Annotated in this window: 20 protein-coding genes; 9 read left to right on the top strand and 11 right to left on the bottom strand. The window is 69.0% G+C overall.

Annotated elements, in window-relative coordinates; translation table 11 throughout:
• Nucleotides 1–80: 80 nt before the first annotated feature.
• Nucleotides 81–404, top strand: coding sequence for a DUF1840 domain-containing protein (locus tag HWX14_RS28860; protein WP_011353361.1), 324 nt, complete (start codon nt 81–83; stop codon nt 402–404).
• A gap of 285 nt (nt 405–689) precedes the next feature.
• Here the strand turns inward: HWX14_RS28860 and HWX14_RS28855 are convergent, their stop codons facing one another.
• From HWX14_RS28855 to HWX14_RS28830, 6 genes are all read right to left on the bottom strand, one after another.
• Nucleotides 690–1277 (bottom strand): hypothetical protein, encoded by a 588-nt coding sequence (locus HWX14_RS28855; protein ID WP_175885730.1) that lies wholly within the window; start codon nt 1275–1277, stop codon nt 690–692.
• A gap of 179 nt (nt 1278–1456) precedes the next feature.
• Nucleotides 1457–4195, bottom strand: a complete 2739-nt coding sequence (gene metH / locus HWX14_RS28850) for a methionine synthase (protein WP_347879875.1) — start codon at nt 4193–4195, stop codon at nt 1457–1459.
• Between the two features lie 21 nt (nt 4196–4216).
• Complete coding sequence (locus HWX14_RS28845) at nt 4217–5284, bottom strand: homocysteine S-methyltransferase family protein (protein ID WP_175885728.1); 1068 nt, start codon at nt 5282–5284, stop codon at nt 4217–4219.
• A 202-nt stretch (nt 5285–5486) separates the two neighbouring features.
• Entirely contained in the window at nt 5487–5744 is a 258-nt protein-coding gene (locus tag HWX14_RS28840) for a DUF3567 domain-containing protein (protein ID WP_006477667.1), read from the bottom strand.
• Nucleotides 5745–5998: 254 nt separating this feature from the next.
• Nucleotides 5999–7252: a DUF3108 domain-containing protein gene (locus HWX14_RS28835; RefSeq protein WP_175885727.1), complete on the bottom strand. Its 1254-nt coding sequence runs from the start codon at nt 7250–7252 to the stop codon at nt 5999–6001.
• Nucleotides 7253–7366: 114 nt separating this feature from the next.
• Nucleotides 7367–8233, bottom strand: coding sequence for an IclR family transcriptional regulator (locus tag HWX14_RS28830; protein WP_175885726.1), 867 nt, complete (start codon nt 8231–8233; stop codon nt 7367–7369).
• Nucleotides 8234–8362: 129 nt separating this feature from the next.
• Here HWX14_RS28830 and HWX14_RS28825 point away from each other — a divergent pair, with 129 nt between their 5' ends.
• From HWX14_RS28825 to rfaE2, 6 genes are all read left to right on the top strand, one after another.
• Complete coding sequence (locus tag HWX14_RS28825; RefSeq protein ID WP_175885725.1) at nt 8363–9355, top strand: fumarylacetoacetate hydrolase family protein; 993 nt, start codon at nt 8363–8365, stop codon at nt 9353–9355.
• Nucleotides 9356–9473: 118 nt separating this feature from the next.
• Nucleotides 9474–10301 carry an enoyl-CoA hydratase/isomerase family protein gene (locus HWX14_RS28820; RefSeq protein ID WP_175885724.1) on the top strand — a complete coding sequence of 276 codons (828 nt, stop codon included), beginning with the start codon at nt 9474–9476 and terminating at the stop codon, nt 10299–10301.
• Between the two features lie 81 nt (nt 10302–10382).
• A complete protein-coding gene (locus HWX14_RS28815) occupies nt 10383–11114 on the top strand; it encodes a PhaM family polyhydroxyalkanoate granule multifunctional regulatory protein (protein ID WP_175885723.1) in 732 nt (243 codons plus the stop codon).
• Between the two features lie 24 nt (nt 11115–11138).
• Nucleotides 11139–12365: a patatin-like phospholipase family protein gene (locus HWX14_RS28810; protein WP_175885722.1), complete on the top strand. Its 1227-nt coding sequence runs from the start codon at nt 11139–11141 to the stop codon at nt 12363–12365.
• A gap of 467 nt (nt 12366–12832) precedes the next feature.
• Complete coding sequence (locus HWX14_RS28805) at nt 12833–13711, top strand: diiron oxygenase (protein WP_011353352.1); 879 nt, start codon at nt 12833–12835, stop codon at nt 13709–13711.
• Nucleotides 13712–13883: 172 nt separating this feature from the next.
• On the top strand, nt 13884–14369 hold the full coding sequence (gene rfaE2, locus HWX14_RS28800; protein WP_012329309.1) for a D-glycero-beta-D-manno-heptose 1-phosphate adenylyltransferase: 486 nt from the start codon (nt 13884–13886) through the stop codon (nt 14367–14369).
• A 14-nt stretch (nt 14370–14383) separates the two neighbouring features.
• Here the strand turns inward: rfaE2 and HWX14_RS28795 are convergent, their stop codons facing one another.
• The 5 genes from HWX14_RS28795 to HWX14_RS28775 form a co-directional block, all read right to left on the bottom strand.
• The gene (locus HWX14_RS28795; RefSeq protein ID WP_175885721.1) at nt 14384–14626 is read right to left on the bottom strand and encodes a hypothetical protein; all 243 of its coding nucleotides are present in this window, start codon (nt 14624–14626) and stop codon (nt 14384–14386) included.
• Nucleotides 14627–14832: 206 nt separating this feature from the next.
• Entirely contained in the window at nt 14833–15633 is an 801-nt protein-coding gene (locus tag HWX14_RS28790) for a type III pantothenate kinase (RefSeq protein ID WP_175885720.1), read from the bottom strand.
• Complete coding sequence (locus HWX14_RS28785) at nt 15630–16550, bottom strand: biotin--[acetyl-CoA-carboxylase] ligase (RefSeq protein ID WP_175885719.1); 921 nt, start codon at nt 16548–16550, stop codon at nt 15630–15632. Before HWX14_RS28785 ends, HWX14_RS28790 begins: the two co-directional genes overlap by 4 nt.
• Before the next feature lie 342 nt (nt 16551–16892).
• Entirely contained in the window at nt 16893–17738 is an 846-nt protein-coding gene (locus HWX14_RS28780; protein WP_175885718.1) for a tetratricopeptide repeat protein, read from the bottom strand.
• An 8-nt stretch (nt 17739–17746) separates the two neighbouring features.
• Nucleotides 17747–19816 carry a bifunctional 2',3'-cyclic-nucleotide 2'-phosphodiesterase/3'-nucleotidase gene (locus HWX14_RS28775; RefSeq protein WP_175885717.1) on the bottom strand — a complete coding sequence of 690 codons (2070 nt, stop codon included), beginning with the start codon at nt 19814–19816 and terminating at the stop codon, nt 17747–17749.
• A gap of 382 nt (nt 19817–20198) precedes the next feature.
• Here HWX14_RS28775 and HWX14_RS28770 point away from each other — a divergent pair, with 382 nt between their 5' ends.
• Nucleotides 20199–21323 (top strand): ABC transporter permease, encoded by a 1125-nt coding sequence (locus HWX14_RS28770; RefSeq protein ID WP_175885716.1) that lies wholly within the window; start codon nt 20199–20201, stop codon nt 21321–21323.
• Nucleotides 21320–22234, top strand: a complete 915-nt coding sequence (locus HWX14_RS28765; RefSeq protein WP_175885715.1) for an ABC transporter ATP-binding protein — start codon at nt 21320–21322, stop codon at nt 22232–22234. The genes HWX14_RS28770 and HWX14_RS28765 overlap by 4 nt, the downstream gene beginning before the upstream one ends.
• The last annotated feature ends 16 nt before the right edge of the window (nt 22235–22250 follow it).

Here is a 22250-nt window from a genome sequence, read left to right as displayed (position 1 = left end):
TGTCCGCGAGGCCGGACGCCGGTCTGCCGGCGTTCCCCAACCGCGCCGCGCGGGCACAACAAGATGAAAAGGGAATTGTCATGATTACGTTCAAGAGCAAGGCGGCACAGGATCTCGACGTGCTGAAGGATTTCGCCGTGTATGTGCTGGGTCTCGTCGGCAAGCAGCTGGGCGAGCGCGGTGTGATTACGCACGACGAACTGGACCACGCGATCGCCAAGCTGGAAGGCGCGGTCGCGCAGGCGAAGCAGGAGCGCGCCGAGCACGCCGGCCATTTCCACGAGGACGAAGCCGACCACGCGCACCACGAAGTGCCGCCGAGCCTGGCCCAGCGCGTCGCGCCGTTCCTGACGATGCTGCGCGAAGCGAAGGCCGGCGAGGCCGACGTGCACTGGGGCTTCTGAGCCGCATTGCCCGGCTGACGCGAATCGCAAGATTGGTCAGACGAGAAAAAGCCCGCTCGAAGCGGGCTTTTTCGTTTCGTCTGATGAAATTGGCGCCGGGCGGATGCCCCCTCGCCTTGACCGAAAGGGGAAATTCCTTATAATTCAACGCAAGACTATGTGAAAGCGGGTGCGAAAACATAGCGCCGCCCGGGCAACCGGGTCCCACCTGGAGTGGGTATTGCGTCGAAAGACGGAAAGAGAATCCCGCATGCGACGGCTGCCGAAAGGCGGCCGTTGGTTTTTCTACGCCCGAATCTTGCGGCCTTCCAGGCTTGCGCGCAGCAGGGTGCGCAATGCCACCTTCCGGGCGTCCCGCTGGCGTTTCGTCAGGTCGCCCTCCAGCAGATAGGCGGATTGGACCCGCAGGACAAGCCGGCGCTTTCTCGCCCGGTCTTTCGACACCTCGAAAAACACCGCGTACACGCGTTGCGTGCCGTCCGTCGACACCGTCTCCACCGTGACGAAATTGGGTTGCCGTTCATCCGCGACGACGATCCGGCGCGTCGCCAGCCCGACGATCACGCCGCGCAACAGCTCCCGTGACGCGCGATACCGGCCCGCGCAGAGCACGCGTGTCTCGCGGCCGTCGTCGTAGATCTCGTCGTCCGGAATGGCATCGCGGGCGCGTCCGTCCCATTTGAAGCTGCGCGTAAAGCAGTGGCAGGAGAGCAGGACCAGAACCGTCACGTCGAAGCCGGTTTCCAGATCGCAGGTGAATGTCAACGGACGCAGATGGCTCAGATCCCAGCGCTCGCCGCGGTAGATCGTCGACGGGAACGGGCTCGCGCTGTCCGCTGGCGTTTCGGTGATCCGGATCTCGAAGGTCGACATGGCGGGAATGATTTAGGGAGAAGAGCGCGTCATGTCGCCCACGCGCGTTGGCCCGAAAGCCCGGCGTTACAGCGACTTCGATCTCGATTATCGAGATTAGGTATCCTGATGAATTGAGCCGTTGTGCGACGCGCCCCTGGATCGGGGCGCGTGGCGATGGAAGCGGCGGGTCGACGCGGTTACAGTTGCGGCGCAAGCGCGCGGCGCGCGTCGTCCAGCGACAGCGCCATGCGTTGCGCGTAGTCCTCGAGCTGATCCTGCCCGATTTTGCCGACCGAGAAGTAACGGCTGTCCGGATGCGCGAGATAGAAGCCCGACACGCTCGCGGCCGGCAGCATTGCCAGCGAGTCGGTCACGCTCATGCCGATCTCGTCCGCGTGCAGCACGTCGAACATGTCGCGCTTCACGAGGTGGTCGGGGCAGGCCGGGTAGCCGGGCGCCGGGCGGATGCCCGCGTACTTCTCGGCGATCAGCGCGTCGTTGTCGAGCGTCTCGCCGCTCGCATAACCCCACAGCTCGCGGCGCACGCGCGCATGCATCGCTTCGGCGAACGCTTCCGCGAAACGGTCGGCGAGCGCCTTCAGCATGATCGCGCTGTAGTCGTCGTGGTCGGCTTCGAACTGCTTTTCCTTCACGTCGACGCCGAGGCCGGCCGTCACCGCGAACATCCCGATGTAGTCGGCCACACCCGATTCCTTCGGCGCGATGAAATCGGCGAGCGAACGGTTCGGCCGCATCACGCCGTCGACCACCGGGCGCACGCTCTGCTGGCGCAGGTTGCGCCACGTGAGCAGCACTTCCGAGCGCGATTCGTCGCTGTAGATCTCGATGTCGTCGTCGTTGACCGTGTTGGCCGGCAGCAGCGCGATCACGCCGTTCGCGGTGAGCCAGCGGCCCTGGATCAGGCGCGCGAGCATCGACTTCGCGTCGGAGAACACGCGCCGCGCCGATTCGCCGACGATCTCGTCGTTCAGGATCGCCGGGTACGGGCCCGCGAGATCCCAGGTCTGGAAGAACGGGCCCCAGTCGATGTAGTTCGCGAGCTCGCTCAGGTCGTAATTCTTGAACACGCGGCGGCCGATGAACTTCGGCTTGACCGGCTGGTAGCCGGCCCAGTCGACCTTGGTCTTGTTCGCGCGCGCGTCGGCGAGCGTGACCATCGGCTGCGCCTTGCGGTTCGCGTGCTGGTCGCGAATCCGCTCGTAGTCGGACTTCAGCTCGTCGAGATACTTCGCCGCGCCTTCGTCGGACAGCAGGTTCGACGCGACCGACACCGAGCGCGACGCATCGGGCACGTAGACGACCGGGCCTTCGTAGTGCGGCGCGATCTTCACGGCCGTGTGCACGCGCGACGTCGTCGCGCCGCCGATCAGCAGCGGGATCTTCTTCACGCGGAAGTAGTCGTCGCGCTGCATTTCGGACGCGACGTACGCCATTTCCTCGAGGCTCGGCGTGATGAGGCCCGACAGCCCGATGATGTCCGCGCCCTCGACCTTCGCCTTCGCGAGGATCTCGTTGCACGGGACCATCACGCCCATGTTGACGACTTCGAAGTTGTTGCACTGGAGCACGACCGACACGATGTTCTTGCCGATGTCGTGCACGTCGCCCTTCACGGTCGCGATCACGATCTTGCCCTTCGCGCGCACGTCGCCGCCCGCTTCCGCGAGCAGCCGCTTTTCTTCCTCGATGAACGGGATCAGGTGCGCGACCGCCTGCTTCATCACGCGCGCCGACTTCACCACCTGCGGCAGGAACATCTTGCCCTGGCCGAACAGGTCGCCGACGATGTTCATCCCGTCCATCAGCGGGCCTTCGATCACGTTGATCGGGCGGCCGCCGGCCGCGGCGATCTTCGCGCGTACCTCTTCGGTATCCTCGACGATGAAGGTCGTGATCCCGTGCACCAGCGCATGCGAAAGCCGCTTCTCGACCGGCTGGTTGCGCCACTCGAGGTTCTCTTCCTTCTTCGCGCCGCCCGCCTTGAACTTGTCGGCGATCTCGAGCAGGCGATCGGTGGAATCGTCGCGACGGTTCAGGATCACGTCCTCCACGCGCTCGCGCAGCTCCGCGTCGAGATCGGCGTACACGCCGAGCTGGCCCGCGTTCACGATGCCCATGTCCATCCCGGCCTGGATCGCGTGGTACAGGAACACGGTGTGGATCGCCTCGCGCACCGGGTCGTTGCCGCGGAACGAGAACGACACGTTCGACACGCCGCCGCTCACCTTCGCGTGCGGCAGGTTCTGCTTGATCCAGCGGGTCGCCTCGATGAAGTCGACCGCGTAGTTGTTGTGCTCCTCGATGCCCGTCGCGACCGCGAAGATGTTCGGGTCGAAGATGATGTCTTCCGGCGGGAAGCCGACTTCGTTCACGAGGAAATCGTACGAGCGCTTGCAGATCTCGGTCTTGCGCTCGTAGGTGTCGGCCTGCCCGGTTTCGTCGAACGCCATCACGACCGCGGCCGCGCCGTAGCGGCGGATCAGGTTCGCATGGTGGCGGAACGCGTCCTCGCCTTCCTTCAGCGAGATCGAGTTCACGATCGCCTTGCCCTGCACGCACTTGAGGCCGGCCTCGATCACCTCCCACTTCGACGAGTCGATCATGATCGGCACGCGCGCGATGTCCGGCTCCGACGCGATCAGGTTCAGGAAGCGCACCATCGCCGCCTTCGAATCGAGCATCGCCTCGTCCATGTTGATGTCGATCACCTGCGCGCCGTTCTCGACCTGCTGGCGCGCGACGGCGAGCGCCTCGTCGAACTGGCCGTTGAGGATCATCCGTGCGAACGCCTTCGAGCCGGTGACGTTGGTGCGTTCGCCGACGTTGATGAAGAGCGTCCCGGACGTGACGTTGAACGGCTCGAGGCCGGCAAGGCGCATCATGTGATCGGTCATGGCGGTGCGAATTCTTTTGATGAAGGACGTGGGGCGGTCGGGTCAGGCGTTGTCGCTGTACTGGTTCGGCCAGCGGCGCGGCTTCACGTCGGCGAGCGCCTTCGCGATCTCGGCGATGTGCTCGGGCGTCGTGCCGCAGCAGCCGCCCGCGAGGTTCACGAGCCCGGCCTGCGCGAATTCCTTCAGCAGGCCCGACGTGACGTCGGGGGTTTCGTCGAAACCGGTGTCGCTCATCGGGTTCGGCAGGCCCGCGTTCGGATAGCACGACACGTAGGTGTCGCACAGCTTCGCGAGTTCGGCGATGTAAGGGCGCATCAGCGCCGCGCCGAGCGCGCAGTTCAGGCCGAACGTGAGCGGCTTCGCGTGACGCAGCGAATTCCAGAACGCCTCGACGGTCTGGCCCGACAGGATCCGGCCCGACGCATCGGTGACGGTGCCCGAGATCATGATCGGCAGGCGCTCGCCGGTGTCCTCGAACAGTTCGTCGAGCGCGAACAGCGCCGCTTTCGCGTTCAGCGTGTCGAAGATCGTCTCGACGAGGAACAGGTCGACGCCGCCGTCGAGCAGCGCCTTCGCCTGCTGGTAGTACGACGTGCGCAGCTCGTCGAACGTGACGTTGCGCGCGCCCGGATCGTTGACGTCCGGCGAGATGCTGGCCGTCTTCGGCGTCGGCCCGATCGCGCCCGCGACGAAGCGGGGCTTGTCCGGCGTCGCGTATTTCGCGGCCGATTCGCGCGCGAGCTTCGCCGATTCGACGTTCATCTCGACGACGAGCGCTTCCATCCCGTAGTCGGCCTGCGCGACGGTCGTCGCGCCGAACGTGTTGGTCTCGACGATGTCGGCGCCGGCCGCGAAGTACTGGTCGTGGATCTCGCGGATGATCTGCGGCTGCGTGAGCGACAGCAGCTCGTTGTTGCCCTTGATGTCGCGCGGGAAATCCTTGAAGCGCTCGCCGCGATACGCGGCCTCGTCGAGCTTGTAGCGCTGGATCATCGTGCCCATCGCGCCGTCGAGGATCAGGATGCGCGATTGCAGCAGCGCGGGCAGGGCGGCGCCGCGCGTGTAGCGCGCGTCGAGCGGGACGGAAGCGGCGAGAGGAGTCGCAGACATGGGCGGAAGACCGGCGAAGACGGAAAACCGTCATTGTAGCCGGTGCGTCAAGCGGTCGCCGGCCCTCGCCGCGCGGGCCGGACGGCCCGCCAAAGGAAAGCCCCCGCCGGCGAGCCGGACGGGGGCAGGATCGGAGTGCACGCGGCGCCGCATCGATGCGCGGCGAATGGCCCGGCCGCGTGACGCGCCGGGCCGCGAGTCGTCAGTGCAGCACGACGGGCATCATCATCAGGCTGTCGAATTGTCCGAGGAATTCGTCGACTTCGTCGAGCGACGGTTCATCCTCGATCAGCTGCTTCACGTGCGCGCGGAATCGTTCGGCAAGTTCGCCGTCGATGAAGATTTCGCGCTGCGCGTTCTTGTCGACGATTTCGTATCCGCCGGCATTCATCAGGTGATGGCCGGCCTGCGGCGCAAATTCGACGACGCAGTAGTTGGGGCTGTTGTAGATCATTTGCATGGCGGCACTCCTCTTCGCAGTGGCATCTGGCCTTGTTGTCCCCTAGGTGGGGCAAGCCTTGCCGGTTTCAAGGGGCTTGCGCTGCACACCCCGTTCTCCCGTTGCGTGGGGTGTATCGGTTAGAAGCCGATGTCTATCAAACGTTTCTCATTGTGAGCCGGTGGACTGAAATAGTTGTTAAAGAGTGTCATCGGCCATTTCCGGGCAATCTGTAATCGGTCGAAATTGCCGATCGGCGCGAATTCACTTCGCGTTCACTGTGTGACAGTCGACGACGCGGGTGGTTGCACGGTGGCGGGCGGTGCGGATTGCGCCGGTTCCGCGGGCGGCGCAGGCGGTGCATCGGATGTCGGTGCGATGGCGGGCGCGTTCGTTGCGCGCCCCGCGGGCGCGGCATCGGCAGGCACGTTCGGTGCGGCGAGGCGGCCGTGCCACAGCAGCTCGATCTGCGCGCCGTTCGGCTCGCTCTGCACGAGCCGCGCGGGCAGCCAGCCGAGCGACGGCGCGAGCCACATGTCGATGCGGCGCGTGTCGCCGTCGCGGCGCGGCAGGCGCATGAAGTGCCGTGCACCGACGATGCCGGCCTGCGTCTGCACCTGCTCGTCGCCGATCACGGTGATCGGCCAGGTCTCGCCGCTGTTGTTGTCGATCACGAAGAACTGCTGCGTGACGCCCGGCTTGTAGGCCGCGGGATTGCCGCGCAGCAGCCCCGACAACTGCATCAGCATGCTGAAGCGGTCCTGCACGCCGTCGGGCAGCGGCGCGTTGTTCGGCGTGCGCGTGAACACGACCTGCCGGATCTCGCGGTTGAAGATCGCGATGTCTTCCGGCCGCTTGCCGCGCTTCTCGACGTAACGGTCGGGCGCGACGCCGAATGCATCGATGCGGCCTTCGCTGCGATAGGTGAACGGGCCGACGAACGGCACCGGCATCGACACCGACAAGTCGTACGTGTGCCCGTCGGTGCGCCAGTGGATCGTGCCGATCATGTTCTGCATGCCGTTGTAGAACGTGTCGTACTGCAGGTCGCCGGACGGCGGCGCGGCGAACTTCACGCCGCTCGTGGCGGGCCCCGGTGTTGCGGCGCTGGCGCCGGCCGCCGATGCGGCGTGCGCGCCCGATGCCCCCGGTACGCCGCTCGCCGCGGACGCAGCAGCGGCCGGCGGTTCGCCGTGCTCGGCCGTCTGCGTGGAGGTGAGCACCGGCTCGTGCGACGGCGCGGGTTTCGGCGGGGCCGTCTTCGGCGCGGCAGCCTTGGGCGCGGCCGGACGTTCGACCGGCTTCGGCTCCGGCGGCGCAGGCTGGCGCTCGATCGGCTGCGGTTTCAGCAATTCGATCTGCACGGGGATGTCGGCGGGCGGCGGCGGCGTGAACGATTCGCGGTTGCGCATCAGCCAGAACCCGGCGAGCGCATGCAGCACCAGCACGGCGACGAGCGCGACGCCCACGCGCAGCCAGCGGCGGGGCAGGGCGGGACTCGGGCGAAGGTCGGCAGGCTGCTTGGGCATCGGAACAGGATCGGGCGCTTTGCGTGACGTCGGGCGCGCGGCGCGCGCCACAGGAATCGGACCGTCGGATGCGCTGCGCGTTCGCGATGCGTGACGTGGCGTGAACCGGATGCGTCAGGCGTCGCGTGCGTCGGGACTATAGCCGAGTTCGTAAGACAGTTTCTGCGCGCATGCGCGCAGCGCGGTGTCGATCTCGCCGCCCCACGCGATGTCGAACGAGCCTTCCTGGCCGAGCGCGACGATCGCGAGCGCGAGTTCGCCGACCGCGTCGAACACCGGCATGCAGAACGCGTGGATCGTCGGCAGCAGCATCCCCTCGACGCGCGCGGCCTGGTGCCGGCGCACGTCGGCGAGCACCGCATCGACTTCGTCGAGCGTGCGCGGGCCGCCGTGGTGCGGCGAGCGGCGCGTATCGGCGAGTTCGCGTTCGAGCATCGCGGCGGTCTTGCTGCGCGGCAGGTACGCGGCGAACAGCAGGCCCGTCGCGGAGCCGAGCAGCGGCATCACGTCGCCGAGCTTCAGCGACGCCTTCGCCGGATGGCTCGATTCCATCCAGTGCACGATCGTCGGCCCCTGGTTGCCCCATACCGCGATGCCGACCGTCTGGTCGAGACGGTCGCGGAATTCGGTCAGCGCGATCCGCGCGAGCTTCACGCCGTCGACGCGCGCGAGCCGCGCAAGCCCCATCTGCAGCGCGAAGCCGCCGAGCTCGTAGCGGCCCGACACGGGATCCTGCGACACGACGCCGAGCCGCGAAAAGCTGACCAGGTAGCGATGCGCCTTCGCCGGGCTCATGCCCGCGCGCTGCGCGAGATCGCGCAGCATCATCGCGCGCGGCTCGCTCGTCAGCACGTCGAGCAGGCGGAAGCCGACCTCGATCGACTGGATGCCGGAACGGACCTTCTCGCCGTGTTCGCCGGAGGTGGCGTCGTCGGTATCGGAGTCGGCGAGATCGTCGTCGGGAAGCGGGCTGGCGGGCATGGGCAACGGGTGCGCGAAAATGCGACAGGAAACGGGGCGAAAACGGCGTGCGCGATCGTGGCGCGCCGCAGGGATTCACCATCGTAAAATAGATTCCCTCCATCGTCACTACAACGGCAGATCCTCCCTATGAAACTTGCTTCGCTGAAGGACGGCACGCGCGACGGCCAGCTGATCGTCGTGTCGCGCGACCTGCACACCGCGGCGATTGCCGATGCGATCGCGCCGACGCTGCAGCGCGTCCTCGACGACTGGGCGTTCTACGCGCCGCAACTGCGCGACCTGTACGACGCGCTGAACCACGGCCGCGCGCGCAACGCGTTCGCGTTCGATCCGGCCAACTGCATGGCGCCGCTGCCGCGCGCGTTCCAGTGGGCCGACGGCTCCGCGTACGTGAACCACGTCGAGCTCGTGCGCCGCGCGCGCGGCGCGGAGATGCCGCCCGAGTTCTGGACCGATCCGCTGATGTACCAGGGCGGCAGCGACGACTTCCTGGGGCCGCGCGACGACGTCGTATGCCCGTCCGAGGAATGGGGTATCGATTTCGAGGCGGAAGTCGCGGTGATCACCGGCGACGTGCCGATGAGCGCGTCGCCCGACGACGCGCTGAAGGCCGTGCGGCTCGTCACGCTCGTGAACGACGTGTCGCTGCGCAACCTGATTCCGGCCGAACTCGCGAAGGGCTTCGGCTTCTTCCAGAGCAAGCCGGCCACCGCGTTCGCGCCGGTCGCGGTCACGCCCGACGAGCTCGGCGACGAATGGCGCGACGGCCGCGTGCACCGGCCGATGATCGTCCACTGGAACGGCAAGAAGGTCGGCCAGCCCGATGCGGGCACCGACATGGTGTTCCACTTCGGCCAGCTGATCGCGCACGCGGCGAAGACGCGCAACCTGCGTGCCGGCTCGATCGTCGGCTCGGGTACGGTATCGAACAAGGACGCGAAGCGCGGCTACTGCTGCATCGCCGAGAAGCGCTGCCTCGAGACGATCGAGCACGGCGCGCCGCAGACCGAATTCATGCGCTATGGCGACACCGTGCGCATCGAGATGTTCGATGCGGCCGGCAAGTCGATCTTCGGCGCGATCGAGCAGTCGGTTTCGCCGCCCGACGGCGCGGCGTAAGCCACGCGCCGGCGACACCCGGCTTCGGCCCGCGCGCCGGGTTTCGCCCGATGTTTGACCGCGCGGGCTTGGCTACACTCGATTCAGGCGTTCGAGCGCCTCGAACAAGGAGCAGCAGATGGCCGATCTTGCCGCGTACGGCGGTTACGAAGCACTGAAGGTGACGCGCCGCGACCATGGCGTGCTCGACATCGTGATGAGCGGCGAGGGCGCGAACCGCAGCGGCCTCGCGACCGCGAACGCGCGCATGCATCGCGAGCTCGCCGACATCTGGCGCGACGTCGATCGCGACCCCGACGCGCGCGTCGCGGTGATCCGCGGCGAAGGCAAGGGCTTTTCGGCGGGCGGCGATCTCGCGCTCGTCGAGGACATGGCGAACGATTTCGACGTGCGCGCCCGCGTGTGGCGCGAGGCGCGCGACCTCGTCTACAACGTGATCAACTGCAGCAAGCCGATCGTGTCGGCGATGCATGGCCCGGCCGTCGGCGCGGGGCTCGTCGCCGGGCTGCTCGCCGACATCTCGATCGCGGCGAAGGATGCGCGCATCATCGACGGCCATACGCGGCTCGGCGTCGCGGCCGGCGACCACGCGGCGATCGTGTGGCCGCTGCTGTGCGGGATGGCGAAGGCGAAGTACTACCTGATGCTGTGCGAGCCCGTGAGCGGCGAGGAGGCCGAGCGGATCGGGCTGGTTTCGCTCGCGGTCGAGCCGGCCGACCTGCTGCCGAAGGCGTACGAAGTGGCCGAGCGGCTCGCGCACGGTTCGCAGTCGGCGATCCGCTGGACCAAGTACGCGCTGAACAACTGGCTGCGCACAGCCGGGCCGACCTTCGACACGTCGCTCGCGCTCGAATTCATGGGTTTTTCGGGGCCCGACGTGCAGGAGGGCATTCGCTCGCTGCGCGAGCGGCGCCCGCCCGCGTTTCCCGGCGACGCGCCGTTCTGACGTGCGCGCTATGATCGAATCACGCGCGGCTGCGCGACGCACGGCGGCCGCCTCGCTCCCCCAGTCAACCAGGATGCCCGTATGACGACCGATGCCTCCGGCGCCAACCCTTTCGCCGGCTTTGCCGGGTTCCAGCCCGCCGACATGATGGACCGGATGTGGGACATGATCCGGATGTCGCCGTTCGGCGGGATGGCGCCGTTTCCGGGCGCCACGCACGGGCTGCCGCCGTCGCTGTCGAGCATGTCCGACATGATGTCGCCGCTCACGAACGTCGAGGAACTCGACAAGCGGATCACCGATCTGCGCGCGGTCGAGCAGTGGCTGAAGCTCAATCTCGGGATGCTGCAGTCGGCGATCCAGGCGCTCGAGGTGCAGCGCGCGACGCTCGCGACGCTGCGTGCGTTCGGCGCGTTCGCGCAAAGCTCGATGTCGGCGGCCGAGGAAGCGGCCGTGGCCGCCGCGCAGGCCGCGAAACCCGCGTCGGCGGGCGAGGCCGCGCCCACGCCCGATGCCGCGGCGTCCGGCGCTGAGGCGCCGGCGGGCGACCCCGCGCAGCAGTTCGACCCGGCCGGCTGGTGGAACCTGTTGCAGACGCAATTCAACCAGCTCGCGAGCCTCGCGATGGCGCAGCCGGGCATGCAGCCCGCCGCGCCGCCGGAGGCCGCTGCCGCGCCCGAACCCGCCGCGAAGCCCGCCGCGGCCGCGCCGCGCAAGCCTGCCGCGAAGCGCGCGAAGCCGTCCGGTTCGGCCGCCGAGCGCGCGGCCGCCGCTTCGTCGCCCGACACGCGTCCGCCGAAGCGCTCGACGTGATGCGGCGCAGGTAGCAGGTCGATCATGCGACTCGCGCTCGTTCTGATGGGAGGCGGCGCGCGCGCCGCATACCAGGTCGGCGTGCTGAAGGCGCTGGCCGAGATCGCGCGCGAGGCCGATCCGCAGCGGCACACGGTGCCGTTCACGGTCGTGTGCGGTTCGTCGGCGGGCGCGATCAACGCGACGTCGATCGCGAGCCACGCGGACGATTTTTCCCATGGCGTGCGGCGCCTGCTCGAATTCTGGGAGCCGCTGCGGGCCGACTACGTGTATCGCACCGACTGGCTCGGCATCGCGGGCGCCGGCGCGCGCTGGCTCGCGACGATGACGTTCGGCTGGGCGGCCCGCCGCTCGCCGCGCGGGCTGCTCGACAACACGCCGCTCGCGCACCTGCTGCAGCGCGAGCTGAGTTTCCACCGGATCGAGCAGATGCTCGAGGCGCGCCTGCTGCACGCGCTCGCGATCACCGCGCTCAGCTATTCGAGCGGCCGGCACCTCACGTTCTACCAGGCCGCCGAGCCGATCCAGGCGTGGCGGCGCGCGCAGCGCACGGCGCGGCTCGTCGACCTGTCGGCGTCGCACCTGCTCGCGTCGTCGGCCATTCCGTTCGTGTTCCCCGCCGTGCCGCTCGTGCTCGACGGGCAGGTCGAATACTTCGGCGACGGCTCGATCCGGCAGATCGCGCCGCTGTCGCCGGCGATCCACTTCGGCGCGGACCGGATCGTCGTCGTCGGCGCAGCCGATCCGCGGCCCGAGATTCCGGCCGCGAACGGCGCGGGGCGGGCCCGGGGCTACCCAACGCTCGCGCAGATCGGCCAGCAGGTGCTCGCGAGCGTGTTCCTCGACTCGATCGGCTCGGACATCGAACGGATCGAGCACATCAACCGGATGATCGAGCACCTGCCGCACCAGGTCGAGATCGACAGCGGCTGGCGGCACGTCGACGTGCTCGCGATCGCGCCGTCCGAGCGCATCGAACTGATTGCCGCGAAGCACCTGAAGCAGATGCCGGCGACGATGCGCGGGCTGCTCGGCGCGATCGGCGGCAGCCAGCCGGCCGGCGCGTCGTTCGCGAGCTACCTGCTGTTCGAGGAGGCCTTCACGCGCGAGCTGATCGAGCTCGGCTATCGCGACGGCCGCGCGCAGCGCGAGACGCTCGCCGGCTGGATCGCGGGAGCGGACGGCAGCAGCGCGCCCGCGGCCGGCACGCCGCCGGAGGACGGCCTCGCGACCGGCGAAATGCGGGTCTGATGCGTGCAGGGCCAATGTAAGGTTGCGTTTTTGCGACGGCCAACTGCGACCGATCGCCGCACCGCGGGTGGCGGCGCGCGACCGGCCGGGCGTCTCGGAACCGTCATGCACGCGTGCTATCATGGCCGCCGCCGTATACACCATATCGAGCAGCCCGCCGATCCGGCATCCGCACGGGGACCTTTCGGGGAACCCGCCTGGGGCAGGGGACGGGCGCGCCACCGAGCCGGCCAGCGCCGGCCCCCACTCAGGCCAGCGCGCCCGGCTCCGTCCGAACGGAGCGGGGCGGCAGCATGCCCAACGGCGGCAACGCGGCCGCCTGGCTGCCGGACGAGGAATCAGCGTCCGGCGGGTCGGTTTCCCGCGTAAAATTACAGTCTTGGCTGCAAAAAGCGCGCATGGCGCGCTTGCGCGGCAACAGTCACGTTTAGAGAAGTCGCATTGCGCAGAACAGGGGTGGGACCATCATGAACACCATGCTTTATCCGGAACTTTACAGGTCGCTCGAAGCTGTCCGCTGGGACATGGAGAAGGACATTCCGTGGGACAAGTTCGACGCTTCGCTGCTCACCGACGAGCAGGCGAAGACGATCAAGATGAACGCGATCACCGAATGGTCGGCGCTGCCCGCGACGGAGATGTTCCTGCGCGACAACCAGCACGACAGCGACTTTTCCGCGTTCATGAGCGTGTGGTTCTTCGAGGAGCAGAAGCATTCGCTCGTGCTGATGGAATACCTGCGCCGCTTCAAGCCGGAGATGGTGCCGACCGAAGAGGAGCTGCACGCGGTGCGCTTCCAGTTCGATCCGGCGCCGCCGCTCGAGACGCTGATGCTGCACTTCTGCGGCGAAATCCGCCTGAACCACTGGTATCGCTGCGCGGCCGACTGGCACACCGAGCCCGTCATCAAGCAGATCTACGAAACGATTTCGCGCGACGAAGCGCGCCATGGCGGCGCGTACCTGCGCTACATGAAGAAAGCGCTGAACAACTGCGGCGACGTCGCGCGTGCCGCCTTCGCGAAGATCGGCGTGCTGATGGCATCGGCGCGCCGCACCGAGAAGCCGCTGCATCCGACCAACCTGCACGTGAACCAGGCGCTGTTCCCGCGCGACACCGTGCAGTCGCGCCTGCCGGATCCGGAATGGCTCGAGCGCTGGCTCGACGAGCAGATCCGTTTCGACGGCGAGTGGGAGAAGAAGGTCGTCGAGCGGATCCTGCACAACCTGTCGATCCTGTTCGAGCGCACGTTCGCGACCGCGCAGGAGCTGAACCGCTACCGCAAGGAAGTCACCGGCCGCCTGCAGGCCGAAAGCGGCCCGTCGTCGGCCGCGCAGCCGGCCTGAGGCCGGCTGCGGCCGCCGTCGGCGCGAGTCGCGTCCCGTTCGCGTCCGATTCGCGCCCGGCTTGCGGCACCGTGTCGCGCTCGTCGCATGAAGCCCGCCCGGTCGGTCCGGCGGGCTTTTTAGTTGGTGCCGCCGTCGCGCGCGCCGTCGTTCATTCCGTCCGATCTCCATCATGTCCGCCACTTTCGAACGCAAGCTGATCACCCGTGATGCCCTCGTCGCGCTGCGCGCGTCGCTGCCGTCGCCCGTCGTGTTCACCAACGGCGTGTTCGACATCCTGCATCGCGGTCACGTCACGTATCTCGCCGATGCGAAAGCGCTCGGCGCCTGCCTGATCGTCGGCGTGAACAGCGATGCGTCGGTGCGCATGCTCGGCAAGGGCGACGACCGGCCGATCAACCGCGAAGAGGATCGCGCGGCGCTGCTCGCGGCGCTGGAAAGCGTCGACTGGGTCGTGACGTTCGGGGAAAAGACGCCCGTATCGCTGATCGAGGCCGTCCGTCCGGACATCCTCGTGAAGGGCGGCGATTACGACATGGACGCGCTGCCGGAATCCGCGCTCGTGCGCGGCTGGGGCGGCCGGGCGCTGGCGATTCCGTTCGAGCACGATCGCTCGACCACCGCGTTGCTGAAGAAGGTGCGCGCGCAACAGTCCTGAGCGCCCGGGCGCCGTCACGGGGCCGATGCCGCGAGCGGTGCGGTCGTGACGGCCGGTGCGGCGATCGGGCCGCCGACGACGGGCTGGTCGGTTGCCCGCGCCAGCGGTATCGCCCGCAGCGCGTCGGGCTGCACCTGCCGCGACAGCACGCCCGGTTCGCGCGGGCCGGCCGCCGGCAGCGGCCCGAACACGCCGCGCGCCACCACGAACGCGAGCATGTTGGCGAGAAAGAGAACAGCGATCAGCCAGCGCAGCATCGTCGAAACTCCTTGTCGTCATCGACGTGGTTCACGTCGTTCAGTCGAGCCGGCCGCATGGCCGGCTTTTTCATGGCTTTCGTCGCCCGTTCGTGCGGGCCGCTGGTGCGGCGCCGCGCGTATTGCATCGTCGGCGTGACGCTGGCCCGCCCGGAGCTGCTTCGGCTTGCGTCGCCATGGGCCGGCGCGATGCTCGCGTCTTTGCGTCAATCCTGCGCCGCTGCCGGGCCGGCCGCGGCCGCCGCGATCAGCGCGAGCCCGGACAGGATCAGCGTGTCATGCCGCGTATGCGGGACCGTCAGCGCACGCGCGACGTCGTCCGCCGCGCCGCCTGCCAGCACGAGCCGCACGGGCGCCTGCCACGCCGCGACGAGATCGCGCCACGCGCGTTCGATCAGGCCGGCCTGCGCGTACAGGCAGCCGGCCGACAACGAGCGCGGCGTATCGACCTGGAACGGTTCGGCCTGCGCGCCCGCGAGCAGGCCGCTGGCGATATCGGTCGTCAGCGTCGGCAACTGCGCGGTGTGCGTGCCGAGCGCGCGCATCATCAGCGCCCAGCCCGGCGCGATCAGGCCGCCCGTGAAGCGGCCGTCCGCGCGTAGTGCCTCGAGCGTCGTCGCGGTGCCGAACGTCGCGATCAGCAGATGCTCGCCCGGAAACGCCGCGTGCGCGCCGATCAGGCCGGCCCACCGGTCGCTGCCGAGCTGTTCGGGCGTCGTATAGCCGTTCGTCACGCCACATTGCGCGGGCTGCGCGCGGATCGTCGTGCGCGGCAGGCCCGGCCAGCGCGCGTCGAGCAGCGCGTCGAGCCGTGCGGCTACATCGGCGCCCGCAACGTTCGAGATCCACGCGCTGCGCGGACGTGGCAGCGTCGACCAGTCGGGATCGGCGCCGCCGTCGCGCGTATGGCCGAACGCGCCCGTGTCGACGAGCGTGCGCCGCGCGTCGGCGAGCGCCCACTTGATCCGGCTGTTGCCGGCGTCGATCAGCAGGTGCGGCTCGCTCATTGCGCTTCGCGCAGCGACACGTCGCCGGCCGCGATCGTTTGCACGCCGTTCGGCGTGTCGAGCAGCAACTGGCCGGTCGCGTCGATGCCCGTCGCGATGCCGCGCGCGCGTTCGACACCCTGTTCGAGCAGCACGACTTCGCGGCCCGCGTACGCGTGCAGCGCGTGCCAGCGCGGCAGGAACGGCGCGAGGCCGTCGGTGCCGAACTGCGCGAGCGCGGGCGTGAGCGCGTTCAGCGACGCGGCGAGCGTATCGGTGAGGTTCGCCGACGCGCACGCGATCGACAGCGCGGCGGGCGGCAGCCCGCTCGCGAGCGTGGCTTCCCGCGCGCGCAGCGCGTCGACCTGCGCGGCGACGGCTTCCGCGCCGCGCACGTTGATGCCGAAGCCGATCACGACGGCGGTGGCGTCGGCGGTGGTCCAGACGGTTTCGATCAGGATCCCCGCGAGCTTGCCGACGATGCGCGGCGTGCCGTCGTCGTCGGTCGTCAGCAGCAGGTCGTTCGGCCATTTGAGCGCGACGCGCATGCGGGCGTCGAGCGGCAGCGTGGCCAGCCCTTCGGCGAGCGCGACGCCGATCGCGATGCTGAGGCCGCCGAGCGCATCGACGGCGCGCGGCACGATGCAGCCGACCGAGCACAGCAGCGCATTGCCGGGCTGCGCGAACCACGGGCGGCCCTGCCGGCCGCGGCCGGCCGTCTGCTCGAACGCGACGCGCACGAGCGGCGCGGGCAACGCGTTCGCGCTGCGCGGCAGCGCCTTCAGCCGCGTCGCGACGTCGGCGTTGGTCGAGCCGGTGGCGGCGACGATGTCGAGCGGCCACGCGCGCGGCGCGGCGTCCAGGTGCGCCTCGAGCCGGTTGCGCGCGATGTGCGCGTCGCCGGATTCGGGCGTGTCGGAGGAGGTGGGGGCGTTCATGGCGCCTATTGTAGCGACAGGGGGCGTGGGCGCGCGCCGGAGCGCGAGCGCAACCTGCCTGACGACACGGCGCGGCTTGGTGCTGTTTCTGCATCCGCTTCAGCGCCTCGATGTCTTCTTCCGACTTCATCTCGCACGCGAGCGGCGTCTTGCCCTTCAGCGCCGGGCTTTGGCGAGCCGATATGAGGATCGGTGCGCCACCGGCGACGCCACCGCCACTGCGCTGGCCGATTCCGGTTGCGGGGACCGATACCGATACCGATGTGCAAGGCCCGGATGACGCATGCGACGCAACCGCCGTTCGGCCGGGTCACGCTCGTGCGCGTCCCGGCCGAACGGCTGTCACGGCGCAACCACCGGGTGCTTCAGCGCATGCGCGGTCTCGATCCACTGCGCGTGGAATTCGTCCGCGTCGGGCCGAAGCCCGAGTTCGCCGTTGCGATAGGCCATCGCGAGCGTCTGCACGGCTTCCGGCAGCTCGTGCTCGGCGGCCCGGCGGTACAGCGCGAGCGCGCGTGCGTCGTCGCGCGGCACGCCGCTGCCGTCGCGGTACGCGTTCGCGAGCATGAAGTCGGCGGCCGGGATGTCCGCGCGCGACGCGATGTCGAACCAGTGCGCGGCCTGCACCGGGTCGGCCGCGATGCCGTAGCCGCTGCGGTAGATCAGCCCGAGGTAGTACGCGGCGGCCGGGTCACCCTGTTCGGCGGCTGCGCCGAGGAGCGCACGGGCGCGCGCATAGTCTTTCGGCAGATCGCCGCTGCCGAGCAGCAACGCCTTGCCGAGCGCAAGCTGCGCGCGCCGCGCGGCCGGCGCGTCGGCCTTGCCCTCCGCCGCCGCGGCCGTTTCCAGCCAGCCGCGCCCCTCGTCGCGCAGCCCCGGCTCATGTGCATCGACGAGCGCGATGCCGAGCGCCGCCTGCGCGGCGCCCGAGCCACGGCGCGCGAGCGTGCGCAACTGGGCCAGCGCATGCGGCTCGGTCGCCTGCGTGACCATCGCCTGCCATTCATCGAGCTGCGCGGCGCTCGGCGCGGGGCCGGCGCCGCGCAGGCCGGTCGCCGCGACGACGGCCGCGACGGTCACGGCCGCCGCCGCGAGCAGCGCGGCGGGCGGGAGTTTCGCGCGCAGCACGCGCCGCGCGGCAGCGGCGAAGCCGGTTTCGGCGGGCCGCATCGTCCGGATCGGTTGCATCGCGTGTCTCATTGCGTCAGGTCGATCTCGTAGGTGGCGAGGTTCTTGCCCGAACCGTCGTCGGCCGCGACCTGCGTGATGCCGGTCAGGCCGGCCGCCGCCGCGTCGCCGAGGCGGTTCGGCGCGGACGCGAACTGCACGTGCGCGACCGAACTCGCGAGCTTCGTGAACCGCCAGCTGCGCTGCGCGCCGTCCGCCGTGCGCGTGATCGCGCCGCGCTTCTTGATGAACGCGATCAGCACGTCGCGGTTCGCGTCGGGCGACGCGAAGATCGTCTTGCTGCCGTCGAGGCCCGGGAAATTGCCGCCGCCGCTCGCGCGGTAGTTGTTGGTCGCGACGATGAACTGCGCGTTCGGGTCGATCGCCGCGCCCTTGTACGTCAGGTTCCGGATCCGGCTGCCGACCGGCTGCGTGACGTCGATTTCGTACGCGAGATCGGCCGACGTGAACATGTCGAAGTTGTAGCCGGGGAAGGTGCTGACGAGCGGCTGCACGGTGGCCTTGGTCGGGTCGATCGTGTTGAAGCGCTTCGCGGCCGTCTCGAGCCAGTTCTTCACGTCGGCGCCGCTCACCTTCACCGCGTACACGGTGTTCGGATACAGGTACAGGTCGGCCGCGTTGTTGATCGCGAGCGCGCCCGGCGCGACGTCGGTGTAGTCGGTGCCGCCGCCGAAGCCGCTCTTGAACGGCGCGCTGACCGACAGCACCGGCAGCGACGCGTATTGCGGCAGGTTCGCCTGCACGTAGGTCTTCACGTAGTCGGCCTGCGCCTCGTTGACGATCTGGATCGCGCCCGGATCGCCGACGTCCGCGAAGTACGAGTTCATCCGGTAGTCGGTCGAGCCGATCGGCGTCTTCACGTAGTCGATCGTCGCCTGGTGTTCGGCCGCGATCGCGGCGGAGACCGACGGGTCGGCCGCGACGTAGCTCTTGTCGGCGTTCTGGATCGGCCGCGCCTCGACGGTCGTTAGCGACTTGTCGACGGCCCACGTCTTGCCGTCGAACTTCAGGCCGAGCTTGATCACGCCGAGGTGCTTGCCCCAGTAGTTGGCCATCACGGTCGGCACGCCGTTGACGGTGCCCTTGACCTTGTCGACGCCCGGCAGGTTGAACTGCGACACGGTGCTGTTCGCGTCCGGGAACACCTGGTGCGAGTGGCCGATCAGCATCGCGTCGATGCCGGACACCTTCGACAGCCACCAGCTGCCGTTTTCCATCGTCGGCGAGTACGCGGAATTGTCGAGGCCGCCATGCGAGATCGCGACGACGAGATCGGCGCCCTTCGCCCGCATTTCCGGAACGTACTTCTCGGCCGCTTCCTTCAGGCCGGTCGTGTAGACCTTGCCGTCGAGCCAGCGCTTGTCCCAGCTCATGATCGCGGGCGGCGTGAAGCCGATGATGCCGATCTTCACGGGCGCACTGACCGTCTTGCCGTCCGGCGTCGTGGCCGTCACCGTGCGCGTCAGGATCGTGTACGGCGTGAACAGCGGCGCGTTGGTCTTCGCGCTGATCACGTTCGCGAGCACCTGCGGGAAGTTCGGGCCCGCGCACCTCTTCTGCTGGGCCGGCGCCGGCAGGCCGTCGACCTCGAACGTGTTGCCGGTTACCTGCGACAGGTACGGCAGCCCGTAGTTGAATTCATGGTTGCCGATCCCGCCGCCGTCGAATTTCGCGGCGTTCATCACCTTGTAGATCGCGAGCGTCTGGTCGCAGCCGACCGGCTTCACGAGCGCCTGGTAGTCCGACAGCGCGGTGCCCTGGATCGTGTCGCCGTTGTCGAGCAGCAGCGTGTTCGGGTACTGCTTGCGCGCCTGCGCGATCAGCGTCGACACGCGCTCGAAGCCGAGCGAGTTGTCGGCGGCGAGCTTGAAATAGTCGTACGACAGCACGTTGGTGTGCAGGTCGGTCGTCTCGAGCAACGCGAGCGTGGCCGTCGTGCCGACCGGCGCCTGGGCCTCGGGCTGCGACGGCGGCGTGGCGGTGACGTCGTCGCCGCCGCAGCCGGCGAGGACGAAGGCGAGGCTGGCGAGCGCGGCGGCGGCCGGTACGTGACGGCGGGAAAGCGGGGGGAGACGCATCGGTTGTCCTGTTCGGTGTTCTGTTTTATGAAACGCGAGGTACGCACGAATGGCGGCGCGGCGCGCCGACGGCCTGAGGTGCGGCGCGTGAGAGTATCGAAAGGAAACGTGACGGAACAATGAAAGGTCGCGACGCCGGCCGCGAGCCGAGGTCCGCCTCGGTTTCGGGCCGGTCTCGGCCGGCACCGGCCCGGCGCCCCGGCTGCGCGCCCGAGCCCGGCGCCTCGATCGCGCGCCCCTTGTTCGGCGCCCCCGCCCCCGCGCCCCGGCTGCGCCTCCGGAGTTCGCGCCGCCGGCTGCGCAACCCGCCGAAATCCTCACGTCGCGCCGTCGGGCGGTTCGCTACAATGGCCGCTGTCATCCTTTTGCAAACAACCCGCCCTTGGACTTCGAGACTCCTCCCGGCCTGTCGGTCGACGCCGGCGGCCAGGGCCAGACGGTGCGCCTGACCGGCCAGTGGACCGCGCTCTCGCTCGCGCGCAACCGCGGCGCCGTCGCGCGCCGCATCGCGAGCATCGCGACCGGGCGCGTGAGCGAATGGGATCTGTCCGGCATCGAGCGGCTCGACCACGTCGGCGGGCAGGCGCTGTGGCGCGTGTGGGGCCGCAAACTGCCGCCCGGCGTCGCGCTGAGCGCCACGCAGCGCACGATCTTCGAGCGCATCGAACGCCTCGACAGCCAGCGCGAGGCGCCCGAGCGCATCGTGCGGTTCGATCCCGTCACGCGGCTCGGCCTCGCGATCTTCGCGTTCGGCGAACACCTGCAGGGCGGCATCGCGATGTTCGGCCTCGTGATCCTCGACGCGCTGTCGGTGCTGCGCCGTCCAAAGACGATGCCGTGGAAGGAAACCTCGGCGAACATCTACAGCGCCGGCGCGCAGGCGCTGCCGATCACCGCGCTCGTCGCGTTCCTGATCGGCATCGTGCTCAGCTACCTGTCCGCGCAGCAGTTGCAGATGTTCGGCGCGAACCGCTACATCGTGAACATCCTCGGGCTGTCGGTGATCCGCGAGCTCGGCCCCGTGCTGTCGGCGATCCTCGTCGCGGGCCGCTCGGGCTCGGCGATCACCGCGCAGATCGGCGTGATGCGCGTGACCGAGGAGCTCGACGCGATGCGCGTGATGGGCATCCCGCACGGGCTGCGGCTGATCCTGCCGCGCGTGCTCGCGCTCGGCGTCGCGATGCCGCTGCTCGTGATGTGGACCAACATCATCGCGCTGACGGGCGGCGCGCTCGCCGCGAAGCTGGTGCTCGGCATCGACATCAACTATTTCGTGCGCTCGCTGCCGGGCGTCGTGCCGATCGCGAACCTGTACATCGGCGTCGGCAAGGGCGTCGTGTTCGGCATGCTGATCGCGCTGGTCGCGTGCCATTTCGGCTTCCGGATCAAGGCGAACTCGCAGAGCCTCGGCGAAGGCACGACCACGTCGGTGGTGTCGTCGATCACGGTCGTGATCCTCGCCGACGCGGTGTTCGCGATCCTGTTCCAGAACGTGGGGCTCGGATGAACGCATCGAACGAAACGGCCGCGCATGCGGCAGCCATCGGCGCCGGCTCGGTCGGCGCCCGGCCGGACGCGGCCGCCGATGCCGGCGACCTCGTGATCGAGGTGCGCAACCTGACCAAGCGCTACGGGCGCAACATCGTTCACCAGAAGCTCGACTTCGACGTGCGGCGCGGCGAGATCGTGTCGATCGTCGGCGGGTCGGGCTCCGGCAAGACCACGCTCGTGCGCCAGATCCTCGGCCTCGAGCGGCCGACGTCGGGCACGATCAAGGTGTTCGGCGAGGATACGGCGACGATCGACGACGCGAGCGCGCGGATGATGCGCACGCGTTCGGGGATGCTGTTCCAGCATGGCGCGCTGTTCTCGTCGATGACGGTGTTCGACAACGTCGCGCAGCCGCTGCGCGAACTCGGCCGCGTGCCGCCGGACCTGCTGCACGACATCGTGATGCTGAAGCTCGAGATGGTCGGGCTGCCGTGCAAGCACGCGTCGAAGATGCCGGCCGCGCTGTCCGGCGGGATGGTGAAACGGGTCGGCATCGCGCGCGCGATCGCGCTGGAGCCCGAACTGCTGTTCCTCGACGAGCCGACGGCCGGCCTCGATCCGCAGGCGTCCGACGAATTCGTCGAGCTGATCGCGACGCTGCACCGCACGCTCGGGCTGACCGTCGTGATGGTGACGCACGACCTCGACACGATGGTCGCGCTGTCGACGCGCGTCGCGGTGCTGGCCGACCGCAAGGTGCTGGTCGCGGCGCCCGTCGAGGAGGCCGCGAACGTCGACCATCCGTTCATCCACGAATATTTCCTGGGGCTGCGCGGGCGCCGCGCATTGCAGGCGCTGCCGCCCGAGCGGCGCGCGAAGCTGCCGAAGGCGGCCCTCGAACCGGCGCTGTCGAGCGTCGAGCTGTAGAAGCAAGGAACCCGCG

It is taken from the genome of Burkholderia sp. BCC0044 (assembly GCF_902832955.1).
In the GTDB taxonomy this organism is placed as follows: Bacteria; Pseudomonadota; Gammaproteobacteria; order Burkholderiales; family Burkholderiaceae; genus Burkholderia.
This window is presented reverse-complemented; position numbering and strand designations above follow the sequence as displayed.